The sequence below is a fragment of the Capnocytophaga periodontitidis genome (assembly GCF_016126015.1).
Classification (GTDB): Bacteria; Bacteroidota; Bacteroidia; order Flavobacteriales; family Flavobacteriaceae; genus Capnocytophaga; species Capnocytophaga periodontitidis.
On sequence record NZ_JAEFDB010000004.1, the window covers coordinates 113,706 to 129,644 of the forward strand.

General features: G+C 41.2%; 18 protein-coding genes. 3 read left to right on the plus strand and 15 right to left on the minus strand.

The annotated features are described in order from the left end of the window. Window positions 1-72: 72 nt before the first annotated feature. Window positions 73-2,301, minus strand: coding sequence for an FAD-dependent oxidoreductase (locus I7X29_RS08215; protein ID WP_198473931.1), 2,229 nt, complete (start codon window positions 2,299-2,301; stop codon window positions 73-75). A gap of 87 nt (window positions 2,302-2,388) precedes the next feature. Between I7X29_RS08215 and I7X29_RS08220 the strand changes: the two genes are divergently transcribed. Continuing rightward, window positions 2,389-3,096 carry a LuxR C-terminal-related transcriptional regulator gene (locus I7X29_RS08220; protein ID WP_198473933.1) on the plus strand — a complete coding sequence of 236 codons (708 nt, stop codon included), beginning with the start codon at window positions 2,389-2,391 and terminating at the stop codon, window positions 3,094-3,096. A gap of 103 nt (window positions 3,097-3,199) precedes the next feature. On the opposite strand, the gene I7X29_RS08225 is transcribed toward I7X29_RS08220, so the two are convergent. After that, on the minus strand, window positions 3,200-3,799 hold the full coding sequence (locus tag I7X29_RS08225) for a hypothetical protein (protein WP_198473935.1): 600 nt from the start codon (window positions 3,797-3,799) through the stop codon (window positions 3,200-3,202). 257 nt (window positions 3,800-4,056) lie between these two features. Between I7X29_RS08225 and I7X29_RS08230 the strand changes: the two genes are divergently transcribed. Continuing rightward, entirely contained in the window at window positions 4,057-4,569 is a 513-nt protein-coding gene (locus tag I7X29_RS08230) for a lipocalin-like domain-containing protein (RefSeq protein ID WP_095901501.1), read from the plus strand. Between the two features lie 48 nt (window positions 4,570-4,617). Here the strand turns inward: I7X29_RS08230 and I7X29_RS08235 are convergent, their stop codons facing one another. From I7X29_RS08235 to I7X29_RS08255, 5 genes are all read right to left on the minus strand, one after another. Beyond that, entirely contained in the window at window positions 4,618-5,283 is a 666-nt protein-coding gene (locus I7X29_RS08235; RefSeq protein ID WP_198473937.1) for a hypothetical protein, read from the minus strand. 73 nt (window positions 5,284-5,356) lie between these two features. After that, complete coding sequence (locus tag I7X29_RS08240; RefSeq protein WP_198473939.1) at window positions 5,357-6,019, minus strand: hypothetical protein; 663 nt, start codon at window positions 6,017-6,019, stop codon at window positions 5,357-5,359. A 95-nt stretch (window positions 6,020-6,114) separates the two neighbouring features. After that, entirely contained in the window at window positions 6,115-6,411 is a 297-nt protein-coding gene (locus tag I7X29_RS08245) for a preprotein translocase subunit SecG (protein ID WP_198473941.1), read from the minus strand. A gap of 94 nt (window positions 6,412-6,505) precedes the next feature. Beyond that, window positions 6,506-9,088, minus strand: coding sequence for a DNA mismatch repair protein MutS (mutS, locus tag I7X29_RS08250; protein ID WP_198473944.1), 2,583 nt, complete (start codon window positions 9,086-9,088; stop codon window positions 6,506-6,508). Window positions 9,089-9,217: 129 nt separating this feature from the next. Beyond that, window positions 9,218-9,889, minus strand: coding sequence for an MIP/aquaporin family protein (locus I7X29_RS08255; RefSeq protein WP_088593261.1), 672 nt, complete (start codon window positions 9,887-9,889; stop codon window positions 9,218-9,220). Between the two features lie 193 nt (window positions 9,890-10,082). Here I7X29_RS08255 and I7X29_RS15615 point away from each other — a divergent pair, with 193 nt between their 5' ends. Further along, window positions 10,083-10,205, plus strand: a complete 123-nt coding sequence (locus I7X29_RS15615; protein WP_262895896.1) for a hypothetical protein — start codon at window positions 10,083-10,085, stop codon at window positions 10,203-10,205. Window positions 10,206-10,219: 14 nt separating this feature from the next. Here I7X29_RS15615 and I7X29_RS08260 read toward each other — a convergent pair whose 3' ends face one another. From I7X29_RS08260 to prfH, 8 genes are all read right to left on the minus strand, one after another. Then, window positions 10,220-10,666, minus strand: coding sequence for a PIN domain-containing protein (locus I7X29_RS08260; RefSeq protein WP_198473946.1), 447 nt, complete (start codon window positions 10,664-10,666; stop codon window positions 10,220-10,222). A gap of 12 nt (window positions 10,667-10,678) precedes the next feature. Then, window positions 10,679-10,960, minus strand: a complete 282-nt coding sequence (locus I7X29_RS08265; protein ID WP_198473948.1) for a hypothetical protein — start codon at window positions 10,958-10,960, stop codon at window positions 10,679-10,681. A gap of 132 nt (window positions 10,961-11,092) precedes the next feature. Beyond that, the gene (locus tag I7X29_RS08270) at window positions 11,093-12,484 is read right to left on the minus strand and encodes an RtcB family protein (protein ID WP_198473950.1); all 1,392 of its coding nucleotides are present in this window, start codon (window positions 12,482-12,484) and stop codon (window positions 11,093-11,095) included. A gap of 474 nt (window positions 12,485-12,958) precedes the next feature. Next, window positions 12,959-13,306: a hypothetical protein gene (locus I7X29_RS08275; RefSeq protein ID WP_198473952.1), complete on the minus strand. Its 348-nt coding sequence runs from the start codon at window positions 13,304-13,306 to the stop codon at window positions 12,959-12,961. Window positions 13,307-13,331: 25 nt separating this feature from the next. Further along, window positions 13,332-14,168 (minus strand): hypothetical protein, encoded by an 837-nt coding sequence (locus tag I7X29_RS08280; protein ID WP_198473954.1) that lies wholly within the window; start codon window positions 14,166-14,168, stop codon window positions 13,332-13,334. A gap of 6 nt (window positions 14,169-14,174) precedes the next feature. After that, the gene (locus tag I7X29_RS08285; RefSeq protein WP_198473956.1) at window positions 14,175-14,726 is read right to left on the minus strand and encodes a 3'-5' exonuclease; all 552 of its coding nucleotides are present in this window, start codon (window positions 14,724-14,726) and stop codon (window positions 14,175-14,177) included. Continuing rightward, window positions 14,723-15,124, minus strand: coding sequence for a hypothetical protein (locus I7X29_RS08290; protein ID WP_198473958.1), 402 nt, complete (start codon window positions 15,122-15,124; stop codon window positions 14,723-14,725). Before I7X29_RS08290 ends, I7X29_RS08285 begins: the two co-directional genes overlap by 4 nt. 110 nt (window positions 15,125-15,234) lie before the next feature. Then, window positions 15,235-15,927: a peptide chain release factor H gene (gene prfH / locus I7X29_RS08295; protein ID WP_198473960.1), complete on the minus strand. Its 693-nt coding sequence runs from the start codon at window positions 15,925-15,927 to the stop codon at window positions 15,235-15,237. Between the last annotated feature and the right edge of the window lie 12 nt (window positions 15,928-15,939).

The following is a 15,939-nucleotide window of genomic DNA, read 5'->3' on the forward strand; positions in this document are numbered from 1 at the left end:
TGATATTTGATAATTAATTTACATCACTACACTTTTAGCAAATTAGCCGATTTGTTTTTAGACAATAAAGCATCAGGAAGCTGAACCAAAATCATCTTTAAAAATAAACTCGGCAGGGACTTTTTCATTGAGAAGGAGTTCCTGCATTGCTTTGGTAAAGCTATGGGTTCCCACGATGTAATACTCACAATCGGTGAGGATGTGGAGATGCTCCTTTAAGAAATCAGCGTTGAGGCGCTTTTGGGTGGCGGTGAACACGGGCAGATAGCTATAGTTAGCCAAATTGCTGTGTTGTAATTCGCTGTGAAAAGCGGCTGAGGCTTCGGTTTTATTAGAGTAAAACACTGCTACTTCACCTGCAAATTGCTGTTGTGCTAAGGTTTTGAGCATCGGGAGTACGGGGGTAATGCCAATGCCTGAGGCGAGGAACACGATGCGTTTATTTTCTGCTTTAAGAGTGAAATTACCCATAGGGGCGAATATCGTAGCGGTATCGCCTATCGCCATTGCGGCAACGCTCTTCTTAAAACTGCTATCACTGAGGCGCATTGCGAATTGCAAAGTGTCATCTTTAGGATGAGAGACCATTGAAAGCGGACGCAAAGGTATATCCAATGCGGTATATCGAGGATTATCGAGGCGCAAAACGGCATACTGCCCTGCTTTATACTCTAAACCTTTAGGTTTTTCAAAAGTGAGCAAGATAGTATTATCAGCAATGAGGTCTTTAGCTAAGAGTTTTACACAGCGTTCATCAGTAAGCGTTGAGGGTGCGTAGTCACGCCATTTCACTTGGGTTTTCATCTTATTTGCCGTCATAAAACCGCTGTAAATCGCCCCTGAATACCCTCCCCCTGAAGGCGCCCAAGCTGAGGCAAAGTACAAGTTTTTCAGCGGTGAAGTGGTGAGCTTATCGCGTTTAGGGTAAGTTTGTTTCACCGATTGCACATAGCCATAGGGGGTGCCCTGCGGGTTTAAAGTGTATCTTTTTATCGTTTTGGCAGTCGCTACCTCATAACACTCCAAGTACTCAAGAATAGTGGGAAATTCGGCTTCTAAACGCGCTAAAAACAGCTGTGCGACCTTTTCCTTCTTCTGCTGATATTCCGCTTCGCTGAGTCCTTCCCATTCTTTGAGGTAATCAATGGCACAAATCACACCTACCGTCTTTCCCTCAGGAGCTAACTGGGCATCTACTGCCCCATAATTCACAAAAGTAAATGATTTTTGAGCCCAATCACCTTGCGAATCGGCTTTTACATCTTTCAGTTTATAGTCTTTTTGACCCTGAATGATGGTAGAATAGTGGTTTACGCCGAGTTTTTTCAAATCGGTATTGAAACCCAAATAAATGGTGAGCAGGGAACAGGCGAGTTCTAAAGGCGCTACCTTTTGCGCTAATTTAGAGCGATAAGGCTCGGGGAGCATCTGGGCGACTATAGGTTGGGCAGCATTGGCGACCACACTATCGGCGTAGAGCGATTTTTTAGCTGCCGCACTGTTGAATGTATCGCGATAGCTCACCCCCACCGCTTGGTTGTTTTCCACCAAAATCTCTTCTACAAATTTACCCGTAAGCACTTGTCCGCCACGTTTTTCAATAAAGCGCACCAAGTAGTTAGACAGCGACTGTGAACCCCCTTTCACGAAGTTGCCCCCTCCTTTTAAATAGCTACCTTGCGCCATTAGAAAATACATTAGCGAGAGGTTATAAGGGTCATCGGTATAATAACCCAAATTAGCCGTGAGCACGTTTTTGAGTGCTTCATCTTTGATATTTGCATCCAGCCAATCACCTGTGTTCATTGTAGAAGTTTTGATGATCGTAGGAATCAAGAAAGGCATCAGTGGGTAGAGCAATATATTGAGCCATTTGTTGCGGGGGAGCCGACGCATTTCGGCATAAAGCCTATTGATGAGTTTAAAAAAGCGTTCGATTTCGGCTTTGCTATCGGGAAAATCGGCGATGAGTTTTGCTTTGGCTTCTGCCCCGTGATGTAGAGTACACTGGAAGTTTTGCTTCTTCAAATGGTAGAATTCTGGTACTTTTAGAAATTCTACTTCATCAAACACCCCTAAAAGTTCTAAGATAGGACGTTTAGGGTCAGTTTCGTGAAGTCCGTCGATTTCGTGCAAACCTACTTCCATCAAGTAATCTTTGCGTTTAAAAGCGGTAGCACAACCGCCAGCGATATAGTGTTGTTCGAGCACAATTACCTTCTTACCCCAGAGAGACAAAGTAGCTCCAGCGATGAGTCCGCCCAAGCCACTGCCTATAATAATACTGTTGTAATTTTTCATATTTGAGAAAAATTATTAATTTTGGGGCAAAATTACGGCGGTTGCGCAAGTGTGGCAATACGCAAAAATAACCATTTTTAATTGACGATGAGTACCTCAGCTTCTATGAAAATCTTAGCACAGAAGTATATCCCTTATGCCGAAATGCTTGCAAAAATAGGGAATAATGCCGTTTTTATAGTAGATAAAAACAAGCATTTCTATTTTATTTCCGATAAGTTTAAACTCTTTGGTTACGACGATATTCCTCAAAACGACAGCAACGAAATACAAGATTATCCGCTAAAACGGCGCATCCACCCCGATGATTTGGCGATGAAAGACCTCATAAATGAGAAAATTTTTGAGTTTCTATCGGCTTTGCCCAAAGAAGAGCAAATGCAGTACAAATGTATTTACGACTACCGCGGAATGGCAAGCGATGGCACTTATAGGCGCGTAACTAACGAGAAGCAACTATTAGAAGTTACTGACGACAATTACCTCGCCTTAGGCATTATAGAAATTGCCCCTGACCAATCGGAGAATTTGCCGGTAAGGGCGCAAATGAAACACTGTATAACGGGGGAGATTATCCCTATAAAAATAGAAGAAGAGGATACTTTTGCGCTTACCCCGCGGGAGAAGGAAATACTCTCACTTGCCTCTCAAGGTTTTTCGAGCAAAGAAATAGCTGAAAAGCTCTTCATCAGCACTTACACAGTGAATAGGCACCGACAAAATATACGGGAAAAGTTCAATGCCAAAAGCCTTATAGAAGCGATTGACATCGCGAGGAGAAAAGGGGTTTTGTAGGGTATTAGGTGTCAGGGGACAGGTGTCAGGTGTTAGGGGATAGATATAAAAAAACTTCCCTTTGTTTTTAGATAAAGAGAAGTTTTTTATTTACTAATTAGAATTATTGTGCTCTTTCAGCACGACCACTTTTGCTTTTAAAAATGCGTACTGTTCCTTCAGGAGATTTACTACTAGCTACTTTAACATAGTTAGCCCATTGAAATCCATTTATAGCACCTTCAGTAAATTCACCTGAAAGGGCAACTAAATCTCTTTCTTTGTTGAGAAAGAAAATAGTAAACTTATTACCTTCTCCTGAGATAACCGCATTTACACCATTAGCAGCATAAGTTCCTCCAGCGTGATTTCTATAGTCTACTTTTAGCTTAGAGCCGTTTTGCTCATAGAATCTATAGTAGAATCCATCAAAAGCTGCTGATTTTAGAGGATCATTATCACCAAGGCTAGTATGGGTAAGCTGTACTTCTCCAGAGGTAAAATAACCTTCAACTCTTGGAGGGGTTGTGCCACCATAGATAGTAGCTTTATTAGCTGCCATTTTTTGGATAGTTTCCTTAGAAGCAACGGCTGTTACCTCAGAAGAGAAATTATTATTTACAATTCCACCATTGCCTCCTTTATCATCATCGGATTTTGAGCAGGAAGTCATTACAAATAGTGCACATACCACTGTGCAAAGTGCGTAGATTGTTCTTTTCATTTTTGTTTTTTTAAAAAAATCGGAGGCAAATGTACAATTTCCAATACAATACTTCCAAATCTTTTAACAACAATTTAACAGAAAGTGTTGCTACTGCCAAAGTGCCGAAATATAATCGATATAGGATTATTTTCACTCAAAAGTTACTTTTTTTTTGATAAGAAAACATCCAATGTTGTAAAAAACTAACTGATGAATTGCCTAATTGACAAATAGTTCTTACTTTTGTACTTTCTAACTAAAAATTCACAACGGATATGAAAAAAATTTTATTAGGTGCTTTTATAGCACTCACAACACTTGTAACTTCTTGTGGAAGCAAGGATAATGACGCACCCGCACCTCCTGAAAAATCTCCTAAAATTATAAAGGATAATGACATACCAACACCTCCTCAAAAATCTCCTGAAATTATAGGAGTGTGGCAAATGGAATCGTCTACCATAGATGGGAAACGAATTTCAGTCTCAGAATGTACAATAAAAGAAACGGTTGTTTTTACTGAAAAGACAATAGAACTTCTTTCGTTTAAGAAGAGAAATGGCAATTGCGGCTATGAAAAGCAAGAGCTCTTGCCTTATACACTTTCAGGGAATACCTTTACAACCAAAAATGGCACTACTACTTTTACCATTACTGAGGGTAAACTTATGATAGAGGGTGCCTATATAGATGTAGATGGAAACAAAAAACCTTCTACCACTACCTATAAAAGAATTACCGAAAAAGAATTGGCAGCCCTTAGAGCAATGGAGTATAAGGCTCCTTAACAAATAAAAAAACTTCTCATGATGAGAAGTTTTTTTATTTGTTGTTTATTAGTCGCCGTAAGGGAACTCTTTCTTCTTTGTTGCTAATTTGCTCGTATCAACCCAAATACGCATACCGCCTATAGGCATCAACTTATTCAAGGTGTCATCTTTCTTGTCAACCAAACAAAGCGCCCATTGAAAATCTTTCACGCCATTTGCTGTCATCTCTCCCGAATACACGGCTACCTGTGTGTAAGTAGCCCCCAAAAGAGACCCCGTTAGCTGCAGATAAGCGGTGAACTTACTGCCTGACCCCGAAATGATTACGCCTTTGCCTGAGGCTCTATCATCACTTAGAAGGCTTTCGTGTACATAATCAGCTTTTAGCTTTGTTCCTTTTTGGTTGTAAAACTTATAGCGATAGCCTTCAATCTGTTTCCCTATCGGATAACCATTGTCTTCTGAACTTATGTAGGTCAGTTCCAATATGCCCGTAGCAAAAATACCTTCGATATTAGGCGGGTTAGTCCCCTCGTTGATGGTCATTCCGTTGGCAGCCATTTCTCCTATAAACTTCTCAGGAATGATAGCTTTAGCTTCCTTAGGAATATTGAAATTACTAGTTTTTACTTGTTTTTTCTCTTCTCCATTATTGTCATCAGATTTAGAACATCCGATAATGGTAAGCAGGGCAAATACGCCTGCGCAAAATGTGTAAATTGTTTTTTTCATTTTTATTTTTGTTTAAAAATTGGAGGCAAATGTACAATATTCAATACAACACCTCCCTATATCTCTTTGATATTTAATATGTTGTTTGCTTTTGAGCAATACTTTCGTAGTGAGTGAAAATGCGATAGGTACCTACCTTCATTATTTTATTGTTACTGTCATCTTTTTGAGTAACTGTTAGCACATAAACCAAATTCTTAATACCTTGAGATGTGAGTTCCCCTGAAATTAGAGTTATATCGTTATTCTTTACACCTTCTGTATTAGCAGCGTGGCTTAGGAAAACGGTGAACTTGTTACCGCTACCTGAAATGATAGCACCAGAGCCTGTAGCTGTGTCAAACACGCCAAATTTCAGTACTTTGTAATTCGATTTTACCTTTACTCCTTGTTGATCATAAAACTTATATTTATAATCGGCAGCTGGTTGTCCTTTGGTAAAGTAATGATCGTCGGGGTCACTGGTGTAAAGGAATTTGAGGTTGTCGAGCAAATAGATACCCTCGATATTAGGCGGGTTAGTTCCTTCGTGAATGGTCATTCCGTTAGCAACCATTTCGGTAAGAGTTTTGTCGGGCAAAATGGCTTTAGCTTCCTTAGGAATATTGAAGTTTGTAACTTCGATATCATTTTTGTCCTTGTTCTTTTTGCTGTCGTTGTCGTCGGATTTAGAGCAACCAATAATGGTAAGCAGCGCAAATACGCCTGTACAAAGTGTGTAAATTGTCTTTTTCATTTTTATTATTGTTTTTAGGTTTCAGGGGGTAGGGACTTTGCCAAAGTGTGGCGACACTACTCATTTGCTAATTTTCAAATTTGCTAATTAGCAAATTACTTAACTGTTTCTTGTAGTTGTTGCAATCTCTGTTCTTCTCTATCTTTTTGAATACCTTTGGAAATCATAAGAGCGAGAATTCCTATTAAAAAGAAAGTAATAGCACTAGCAATAGCAGAAAAGGTATATCTCTTCCTGATCACAGGGTCTTTATCAGTAAAGGCTCTATAGGTAGCATATAAAGGAATGCTTAAAATAAGAATTGCATAGAAAAATCCTGCTATCACTAATAAGAAAATTCCTATAGCAGAGAGTGCATTATAAAAAAGCAATGAATATCTAAAAAATCGCATAATAATTAGATTTTAGGTTTCAGGGATTAGTGTAATTATAGACTTTGACAAAGTGTAGTGATACTACTCATTTGCTAATTTTCATATTTGTTAATTAGCTAATTCGCTTACGCATTTCGTTGAGTTTCATCAGTGCCTCTACGGGGGTGAGGGTGTTGATGTCGAGACTGAGTAAATCTTCTTTTAGGGCTTCTAAAAGTGGATCGTTCATATCAAAGAAGCTCAATTGCATTTCTTTTTGGGCGTTTTTAACCACTTTGGCAGTGGGTACTACATTATGACTCTCCTCGAGCTTTTTGAGCATTTTATTCGCCTTCTGAATCACATATTGAGGCATTCCCGCCATCTTCGCTACGTGTATCCCAAAACTGTGCGCTGAACCACCCTCGGTGAGTTTGCGCAAGAAAAGTACGCTGTCTTTGGTTTCTTTTACCGATACATTGTAATTCTTGATGCGCTCGAACTGCTCACTCATCTCGTTGAGTTCGTGATAGTGGGTCGCAAAAAGAGTTTTGGCTTTGCTGGGGTGTTCGTGCAAATATTCGGCGATTGCCCACGCTATGGAAATACCATCGTAAGTGCTCGTACCACGCCCGATTTCGTCTAAGAGCACTAAACTTCTATCGGAGATGTTGTTCAAAATGAGGGCTGCCTCGTTCATCTCGACCATAAAAGTAGATTCGCCCATAGAAATGTTATCGCTTGCGCCTACACGGGTGAATATCTTATCGACGATACCTAATTGAGCAGTAGCAGCAGGCACAAAACTGCCTATCTGTGCCAAGAGTACTATCAGGGCGGTTTGTCGCAAAATAGCTGATTTACCCGACATATTAGGTCCGGTAATCATTATGATTTGCTGGCGTTCACGGTCTAAATACACATCGTTGGCAATGTAGGGCGTACCAACGGGCAGTTGCTTTTCAATCACAGGGTGGCGACCATCCTTAATGTCAATGGCGTACCCCTCGTTCATCTCGGGGCGGTGATAGTTGTTTTCCATCGCCAAAGTAGCAAAACCACAGAGACAATCCAGCTGACCGATAAGCGTAGCGTTCGTCTGCACCTGACCGATATACTCACTGATAAAAGCAATCAGTTCGGCGTATAGCGATTGCTCTAATTGAGCGATTTTTTCTTCAGCACCTAATATTTTAGCTTCGTATTCTTTGAGTTCTCCGGTGATATAACGCTCCGCATTCACAAGGGTTTGCTTGCGTATCCAATCAGGCGGGACTTTATCTTTATGAGTGTTGCGCACTTCGATATAGTAGCCAAACACGTTGTTGCTATCTATTTTTAGAGAAGGAATACCCGTGCGTTGGCTTTCGCGCAAGAGCAAATCGTCTAAATAACTTTTGTCCGAATGCGAGAGTCTGCGCAGTTCGTCCAATTCTGCCGAAAAACCTTTGGCGATAGCATTACCTTTGGCTATGTTCACTGGGGCATCTTCATTGAGTGTTTCGGCGATGCGCGCACTGAGTTGTTCGCAACTGTGGAGTTTATCGCCCAAAAGGGTAAGCGATTCATTGGCAGAAGCCAAACACAACTGTTTTATCAGGGGGATATGTTCCAAAGAAGCGCGCAATTGCACTACTTCCCGCGGATTGATTTTCAGGGTAGCGACCTTAGAAATCAGTCGTTCGATGTCGCCCATACGGCTGAGGGCTGTTTTCACCTGCTCTAATACATCGATGTGTTTCAAAAAGTAATCGACCACCTCGTGACGCTGACGGATTTTGTCTAACTTCTTCAGCGGTAACGCCAACCAGCGTTTGAGGGTACGACTGCCCATAGGCGACAGCGTTTTATCAATCACATCGAGCAAACTCACCGAGGGGGTGGTATTGCCCACATAGAGTTCCAAATTGCGAATGGTGAACTTGTCGAGCCATACATAAGCCTCTTCGGCGATGCGCTGAATGGCAGTAATGTGTTGGAGTTGGTGGTGTTGGGTTTCGGATAAGTAGTAGAGGATAGCCCCTGCGGTAAGAATCGCTTCGGTGAGTTCGTCTATGCCAAAGCCTTTGAGAGAGTTGGTTTGAAAGTGTTTGGTGAGTACCTGCTGGGCATAATCATCTTTAAAGACCCAATCTTCCAAGTAGAAACAGTGGAAGTCGTCGCCAAAATGCTCAGCAAATTCCTTTTTTTGGTGTTTAGCAACGAGCAGTTCGCTAGGGCGGAAGTTCTGCAAGAGCTTATCGATATAGGTTTTATCGCCTTGTGCTACCAAGAACTCACCGGTAGAAACATCGAGAAAAGCAGCACCGCAGCCTTGTTTGCCCAACCATACCGAGGCTAAGAAGTTGTTGCTTTTGCTTTGCAATATATCGTCGTTGAGGGCAACTCCTGGGGTAACGAGTTCGGTAACACCTCGTTTTACGATGCCTTTCACGAGTTTAGGGTCTTCCAGCTGGTCGCATATTGCCACGCGGTAGCCCGCTTTTACGAGTTTGGGGAGATAGGTATTGATAGAATGGTAAGGAAAACCCGCCAATTCACTGCGCTCGGTGCCGTTGTTGCGGTTGGTGAGCACAATGTCGAGGGTATGAGCGGCTTTTACGGCATCTTCGCCAAAAGTTTCGTAGAAATCGCCTACCCTAAACAGCAGTAAAGCATCAGGATATTTGCTTTTTATCTGATTGTACTGCTTCATTAGTGGGGTTTCTTTTGCCATATATTTTAGTGAAAAGTGAAAAAGTTTTGAAAGGGCAAAGGTACGTATTATTTGATAATTATCAAATTGATGATATAAAAAAACAAGGTGTCACAAACACCTTGTTTTTTTATAAATCCCAAACAATTCTTATTTTTTGGTTTCAATCACTTTCCAAATACCTGCAGCGCAACAAGCACCAATAAATGGACCTACAATGAAAATCCAAAGATGTTCTAAAGCAGAGCCACCAGCATAGAGAGCTGGAGCAATACTACGCGCAGGATTCACTGAAGTTCCTGTATAACGAATACAAGCCAAGTGGATAAGTACTAAACCTAAACCAATAGCTAAGCCAGCAAATTTGTTGGTTTCACCATTTTCTTTTGATGTTGCTCCTAAAACGATGAGCACAAACACGCAAGTGAAAATAATCTCTGCCAACAAACCGCCTAAAACAGTTACATTTGCATCCTGCAAATCATTAGCACCAGTGCCTGTTAAACCTGCATTAGAGGTCAAAACAAACAAAAGCGTTGAACCAATTAGCGCTCCAATAACCTGCGAGATCATATACCCCACAGCATCCTTGCCATTCATTCTTCCTGAAAGGAATACCCCCAACGTAATCGCTGGATTGATATGGCATCCTGAAACACCTCCTATGGTATAAGCCATTGCTACAACCGATAAACCAAAAGCTAACGCTGTACCAATTACTGTTGAAGGATCAGCATTTGTGCAACCTAAGCTCACAGCTACACCGCATCCCATTAAAACGAGCACCATAGTGCCAAACATTTCTGCTAAATACTTTTTCATATTTCTTTTTTTTAACTAAACGTATTTATTATTTAATGACAAAGGTATAAAAAATACATAGAAAAACAATTTTTCTTATCAAAAAAAGTCTTACTATTAGAATTTGCTTTGTCCAAAAAGTTTTTTCACTATCCATCGCAACCCTATATATAGGGCAGTAAGGTGAGAATATCCAAGCGAGAATAGTGCGAAGATGTATTTTCTCGTCCATCCTATCAAAAAAGCGGCTAAACAATATGCCAATGAAAAGCAGCGGAAGCAACAAAACACACAGCATATCCTTTATGTGAGAGGAGAGTTTCTTCAACTGAAATAAGTAAATTAGAGGTTTTATTTTTTGTAGAGATGTTCGCTCAATTCTTCTGTAGAGGTAAAGAAATGTCCGTAACCTTTTTCGGTAAGACCCTTTATAAGAAGTTTGTCAGAAGTCCATATTTTGTGTTTGATTTGCAGATGAAGAGCAATAAAGTGCATATCATTCTCATCTACATCAGCGACTATTTTTTCAGCTTTTGCTACATAGGTTTTTTGCAAATCTTCTTCTTTTACAATGGTAATGCCTTCTAATAGTTTTTTAAAATCAGCTAATAGTTCTTTTTTTGTTTTCTGATTTTTAAAACGTTTTACCAAATCAGGAATATGCTCGGTTACTTCAGTAATGAGATAGTCAGGCACTATATATTGTATTTTCTTCCTTTCAGCCAATATTAAAGCTTTATGACCAGAGGGGTTTATAAGAGCACTCATAAAAATGTTACTGTCGGCAATGATAATCATAATTAAAAGTTTTTATAGGTTAAAACGTTCTCTTAATCGTTGAGATACTTTCTTATTTATCTTTTTAGAGATTGTCATCACAAATGCGTAATCCTCAGGGGTCATTTCTTCTTCTTTAGCAGCTTCTACGATTTCCTCAGGGGTCATTTTTAATACTTTAGAAGCATCCAATACTTCCTGAGAGTACTTAGGTTCTTTTTGCTTTGTAACTTTTACAAAATCAAGTGTTTTAAGATATCTCACAAGGTGTAGTGCTTGTGGATTGTTATCGGTAATGGTAATTGTATAAGGCATAATATTTTCTATTTTTGGCAAAGGTACAAGATAATTAGCATATAAGCAAATAAAAAAACTGTCCGAAAAGTTTTATTTGTAAGGGCGTTTGCAAAACGCCCGTACATCATAACATAATTCAAAAATAACAGATTACTTGTCCATTCGCACGATGCGTGGCTGGAAAGTACCGATGATATCTACTAAATCGCTTTGGGAAGCCATTACAGTTTCTATGTTTTTATAGGCCATAGGAGCTTCTTCGGCATTGCCCCCAATGAGGGTAATATCTTTGGCTTTGAGGGCTTTTTTGATATCGGAATTGGTAAAGCGGTTCTTGCTCTCATTGCGCGAGAAAGCGCGCCCTGCTCCGTGTGAAGCCGAATTGAAACTTTCGGCATTGCCCTTGCCTCGCACAATATAGCCGGCATCGGTCATTGAGGCAGGGATAATACCCAATACTCCCTCGCCAGCAGGGGTAGCCCCTTTGCGGTGTACAACTACCTCCTTGCCATCGTGAATTTCTTTCCACGCAAAATTGTGGTGGTTCTCGATACGCGCCCTCAATCGTCCACCCACGGCGCGAATAAGTCGGCGGTGGATATCATCGTGGCAGGCAGAAGCGTAATCGCCTGCGAGGTTCATAGCCGTCCAATACTCTAACCCTAAGTGAGTGCTGAGGTCGAGCCACGCAAACTGTTGGGCTTCTTTGGGTAGCGGACATTGTTCGGCTGCCACGCGCACGTAATACTGAGCAATTTCAGCACCAAAACCACGCGAACCGCTATGCGAAAGAATACCGAGGTATTTTCCTTTGGGTAAGCCTATTTGTGGGTCGTCTGCCAAAAGTTCTACCTCGCCAAATTCTACAAAGTGATTGCCACTACCTGAAGTACCCATCTGCTTGATTGCCTTATCTTTCAATCGCTTGAGAATAGGAATCAGTGAAAAAGTATCGCGCTCGAAAATCTCGTGGTCTACGTGTGATTTGTGGGTTTCGTACATACCGAACTTCGTATGTTCCACAAGGGCTTTCTCGTACTTATCACGCGCCCCCGAAAGGTAGGATACAGGGATATCCAAGATGCTGAGGCACATACGGCAACCGATGTCCAAGCCTACCCCATAAGGAATCACGGCATTCTCCACCGCCAGCACGCCCCCTATGGGCAAACCATAGCCACTATGGGCATCGGGCATTAAGGCACCGCCAACCGAAATAGGGAGTTTGAGAGCCGTGTAGAGTTGCGTTTTTGCCTCTTCGGTGATGTCGTCGCCAAAGATGTGATAAGGGGCACGGGTAGCGTTGAGCTGTCGTTTTTCGGTTTTAGTAGACGAAAGCAGCGCTTCGGCTATCTGACCAAAAGTAAGGTGTCCTTCGTACTGCGCAGGATTTTTTAGAATATCTTCGAGTACCGACTTTACATACGCCAAGTTTTTAGTAGCGTAATTGCGTTTCATCACTTCCAACGCTACATTAATAGATTGATTATTCGGGAATCCTAACTTAAGTAAGTCTTTCCCTTTGAGTTTTAAATTTGCCATAATAATTTGTGAATTTGTTAATGCCCCCGTTCCCCCGAAGGGGGACAATCTGGAGTCATTGGCTAATTAGATAATTTTCAAATTTGTTAATTAACGTGAGTTCGACATAAGTAATTATTAAATAATCAGCAAAATGTTTTAAATCTCCCACGAATTTCACGAATTTTCACGAAATAAGGAATATCAAAAACCCTTTACTTTACATTATCTCACGAATTTTCACCTGACGGTGAATTATTTTGTGAATATATTATGTTACAAAGCTGTAAATCAATGTTCTGTTATATCGAACTGACGTTAATTAGTTTGATAAATGGTATTTGCAATGGGCGTTTGCGAAATGTTTGTGTGTGGGCGTTTGCAATAGGCATTTACAATGGGCGTTTGCAGCACATACCCAGCTATCGCTGGCTTTCCTACATAACATACTCTAAAAGTGATTGATTAACAGAGTAATCAAGTGGAGTGTTGCACTCATTGGCTAATTTTCAAATCTGCTAATTTTTCTCTCCATTTTGGATAATCAAAGAAAAAGGTGTATTGCTCGACTACTTCTTTCTCTAAAAGTTCTGCTGAAACAAGTACACGGTTTACAAATATATACTCACTTACGGCATCTTTGAAATCGGATTCAGGAGGGTAATTGTCATTGAAAATCTCTTGATACAAGTGGTTGAGTTCCTCTAATTCTTCTTCTAAATACGGATTGATATCCAAATCCGCAATCTCCACATTACGAGGGGTAGGATTCTTCACATTTTCCTCTATCCAAATAGGGGAACAAAAGAACTCAAATTGGTATTTAAATTCAAACTTTTTCATAGGATTAATTTGTCAATTTACTAAATTACCAATGGGCAACAACTGACTTGAACTTCTTTCTTTTTCTTTTATCGGGGATACCCGTATCGCTGTTCCATCGCTGTACGAATTTCTCAAAAGAATCGTAGGCTATTATATAGGGCGAAGGCTCTGGTAGGGATTCCTTAGGAATGGCAGTACCTATCCGCTCCAAGCGTTCGGCAAAGAGCAACAAGGCTTTATGACTCACCCTACGCACATCACTGAGCACTTCCTTCTCACCATCTCCCATCAGCTGAAGGCGCGCCTCCATTAGCGATTCCATCGTTGGCTTTTCAGTACTTTTATATAATAGTTCCACGAAAGTATAATGTCCGTCGCCCTCATAGTTATCAGTCCTCAATAGCCATACCGCACCATACTGACCTCCCAACAAGGGTACGCTCAGCACTTCATAAGGCACAAAAAGGAAATCGGTTACCTTTTGCCAATGTTCGCGTGCAGGCACTGCTGTATTGGCAGTGGCAAGGCGAGAGAGCAGTCGTACTACTTGCTGTTGTCGCTTTGCATAGCTCATCTGGGGGGTATCAGTACCAAACTGCTGTAGCCACTTTTTAGAAACTCCTTTTTGTACCAACTGTTGCAGGGGAGCTACCTCCTCGGGGCGCAACCACCCATACTGCCATAAAATAGCAAGGCGAAGGGTCAAAAATATTTCCTTCTCCAAAGCAGTGCGTACAGTTTCCTTGCGAAAAGTGTCTATAAGGGAGCGTATTTCGGCTTCTGTAGCGCCGTAGTGATAAGCATCTTCTACTATGCTATCCAACTCATTAGCGAGATCGCTTTCAAAAATATGAACGCCGTGAATAAGGTTGTTTTTCATTGCGAATTAATTTGTCAATTGATAATGAGACAAGCAGTGCATTATTTTAGCGATGTTATAAGCATCGTCTTTGCCTCGGTGGTGGGTTCCTACAAGGGGTAGCTTGAGGTAGTTCAGTGCCTGATGCATTCCCAATCGCTTGGGGTGCTGGGTTACCTCTTGGAAGCGTTCCTTTACATTGATATGCTCATTGCGCATTGGGTAAGGCAGTTTTCTAAGTGCACATTGCTTTTGGAGCATATTCCTATCGTAATTCCCATAACTCGCCCAAGTGTACTGATAGGCTTGGTATTCCTTTTTAAGGATTTGCAAGGCTTCTTCAAAGCTCACGCCTTCCCGCGCCACCAGTTCGGGGGTAAGGGTGGTAAGTTGGGTACAAAAAGGACTTATTTTGGAATGTGTAGGTTTTACCAAAATACCTCTGTTATCGCTAATTTCACCTGTAAGGGTATCGAGCAGACAAATGCCTATTTCTATAATTTCACTCACTTCTCCTTTGGGAGGTATTCCCTCCCAACAAGTCGCTTCTAAGTCTATAATAATGATTTTGTTTGTCATTGTTTTAATTTTCTAATGAAATAGCTCTTATCTTCTGTGGGGCAATAGTAGAGCCTGAGCTTTTCACCTTCTTCCAAAAGAAAGATAATCTCACTATTTCCGGCTACTTCTTCGGCAAAAATAGCGCTAATGTGTTTGCCTTTGAGTTGCCAAACCTCCGTAAGGTCATCAAAGCGATAGGCATCATCGTCCTCATCTACTTCATACTCATTCCAACATTGACAGAAAGCAAAGCCCAATTCTAAATAGAATTCAAAAATAGGCTGTCCTTCCGCTTTTAGATAAACTAAACAGATATTTTCATCATCAGGATTTACGGACAGTTTGAGTTGCTCTATGGGCAAACCATTGAGTATGGTAAGGTTGAAATGGGTATCTTGATAAAATATTCCGGTCATAAAGTTTGTTTTTTTAGAGATGCTGATATCTCGGAGAAACTCAGAATAACTTGGAGGGTTGCTGAAATTCTTTTCAACTTTGGCAAAAGTCGTAGCACGACAAGCATTTGCTAATTGACAAATTCCCTAATTTCCCTCTTGGCAGTAGCGCGTTCTTTCTTATAGCTCTTTTCTACATAAGTGCTTTTGAAATCGGTACCTTTGAAAGTGCGTACAGGGTTACCGCGTTGCACTTGGGTGTGATTGTTCCAATGGCTCTGCGCTTGCTCGGCGAGTTGCTGAAGCTCTATTTCGGCAAGTTTTTCTTTAAGGCGCGCAAGGGCGAGTTTCTTATTGTCGAGTTGCGAACGCGAATCCTGTGCCAATACGCTGATACCTGTAGGCAGGTGGGTGGCGCGTACTGCCGAATTTACCTTGTTCACATTCTGTCCGCCATTGCCTTGCGAGCGAGTGGTTTGGAACTGTACATCGCGCTCCGAGAAAGACTGGCGTTGCAGTTGGTCAAGCTCAAAAACGCCTATATACCAGTTGCTGCGCTGGTGAAACTTGCGAAAAGTGCTCTTGCCTACCCAGCAGACAGTGCCAAGCCAACTTTTCAAAAATGGTGCTAACTCCTTGCCTTTGAGTTGCAAGGTAACCGATTTAACCGTGAGATTGGCATCGCCTTCCTCACGGCTGAGAATGGTATAGTCTATGCCTGCTTGAGTAGCTTCTTGTAGGAAAGTCTTGAGTACTTTCGCCACTACCCATTGGCATTCTAAAGGACCGCGTCCTGCGGTGATTTGTATGATTTTTTCTTGCATTTTTTTCTTTGT

Excerpts from the sequence above, each read along its gene's own strand:
- I7X29_RS08240 (WP_198473939.1), bottom strand. The coding sequence starts at position 6,019 with ATGAAAAAGACAATTTACACACTTTGTACAGGCGTATTTGCGCTGCTT.
- I7X29_RS15615 (WP_262895896.1), top strand. The coding sequence starts at position 10,083 with ATGTATTTTCTCGTCCATCCTATCAAAAAAGCGGCTAAACAATATGCC.
- I7X29_RS08280 (WP_198473954.1), bottom strand. The coding sequence starts at position 14,168 with ATGAAAAACAACCTTATTCACGGCGTTCATATTTTTGAAAGCGATCTC.
- I7X29_RS08225 (WP_198473935.1), bottom strand. The coding sequence starts at position 3,799 with ATGAAAAGAACAATCTACGCACTTTGCACAGTGGTATGTGCACTATTT.
- I7X29_RS08230 (WP_095901501.1), top strand. The coding sequence starts at position 4,057 with ATGAAAAAAATTTTATTAGGTGCTTTTATAGCACTCACAACACTTGTA.
- prfH (WP_198473960.1), bottom strand. The coding sequence starts at position 15,927 with ATGCAAGAAAAAATCATACAAATCACCGCAGGACGCGGTCCTTTAGAA.
- I7X29_RS08275 (WP_198473952.1), bottom strand. The coding sequence starts at position 13,306 with ATGAAAAAGTTTGAATTTAAATACCAATTTGAGTTCTTTTGTTCCCCT.
- I7X29_RS08235 (WP_198473937.1), bottom strand. The coding sequence starts at position 5,283 with ATGAAAAAAACAATTTACACATTTTGCGCAGGCGTATTTGCCCTGCTT.
- I7X29_RS08265 (WP_198473948.1), bottom strand. The coding sequence starts at position 10,960 with ATGCCTTATACAATTACCATTACCGATAACAATCCACAAGCACTACAC.
- I7X29_RS08220 (WP_198473933.1), top strand. The coding sequence starts at position 2,389 with ATGAGTACCTCAGCTTCTATGAAAATCTTAGCACAGAAGTATATCCCT.
- I7X29_RS08260 (WP_198473946.1), bottom strand. The coding sequence starts at position 10,666 with ATGATTATCATTGCCGACAGTAACATTTTTATGAGTGCTCTTATAAAC.
- I7X29_RS08255 (WP_088593261.1), bottom strand. The coding sequence starts at position 9,889 with ATGAAAAAGTATTTAGCAGAAATGTTTGGCACTATGGTGCTCGTTTTA.
- mutS (WP_198473944.1), bottom strand. The coding sequence starts at position 9,088 with ATGGCAAAAGAAACCCCACTAATGAAGCAGTACAATCAGATAAAAAGC.
- I7X29_RS08290 (WP_198473958.1), bottom strand. The coding sequence starts at position 15,124 with ATGACCGGAATATTTTATCAAGATACCCATTTCAACCTTACCATACTC.
- I7X29_RS08270 (WP_198473950.1), bottom strand. The coding sequence starts at position 12,484 with ATGGCAAATTTAAAACTCAAAGGGAAAGACTTACTTAAGTTAGGATTC.
- I7X29_RS08215 (WP_198473931.1), bottom strand. The coding sequence starts at position 2,301 with ATGAAAAATTACAACAGTATTATTATAGGCAGTGGCTTGGGCGGACTC.
- I7X29_RS08285 (WP_198473956.1), bottom strand. The coding sequence starts at position 14,726 with ATGACAAACAAAATCATTATTATAGACTTAGAAGCGACTTGTTGGGAG.
- I7X29_RS08245 (WP_198473941.1), bottom strand. The coding sequence starts at position 6,411 with ATGCGATTTTTTAGATATTCATTGCTTTTTTATAATGCACTCTCTGCT.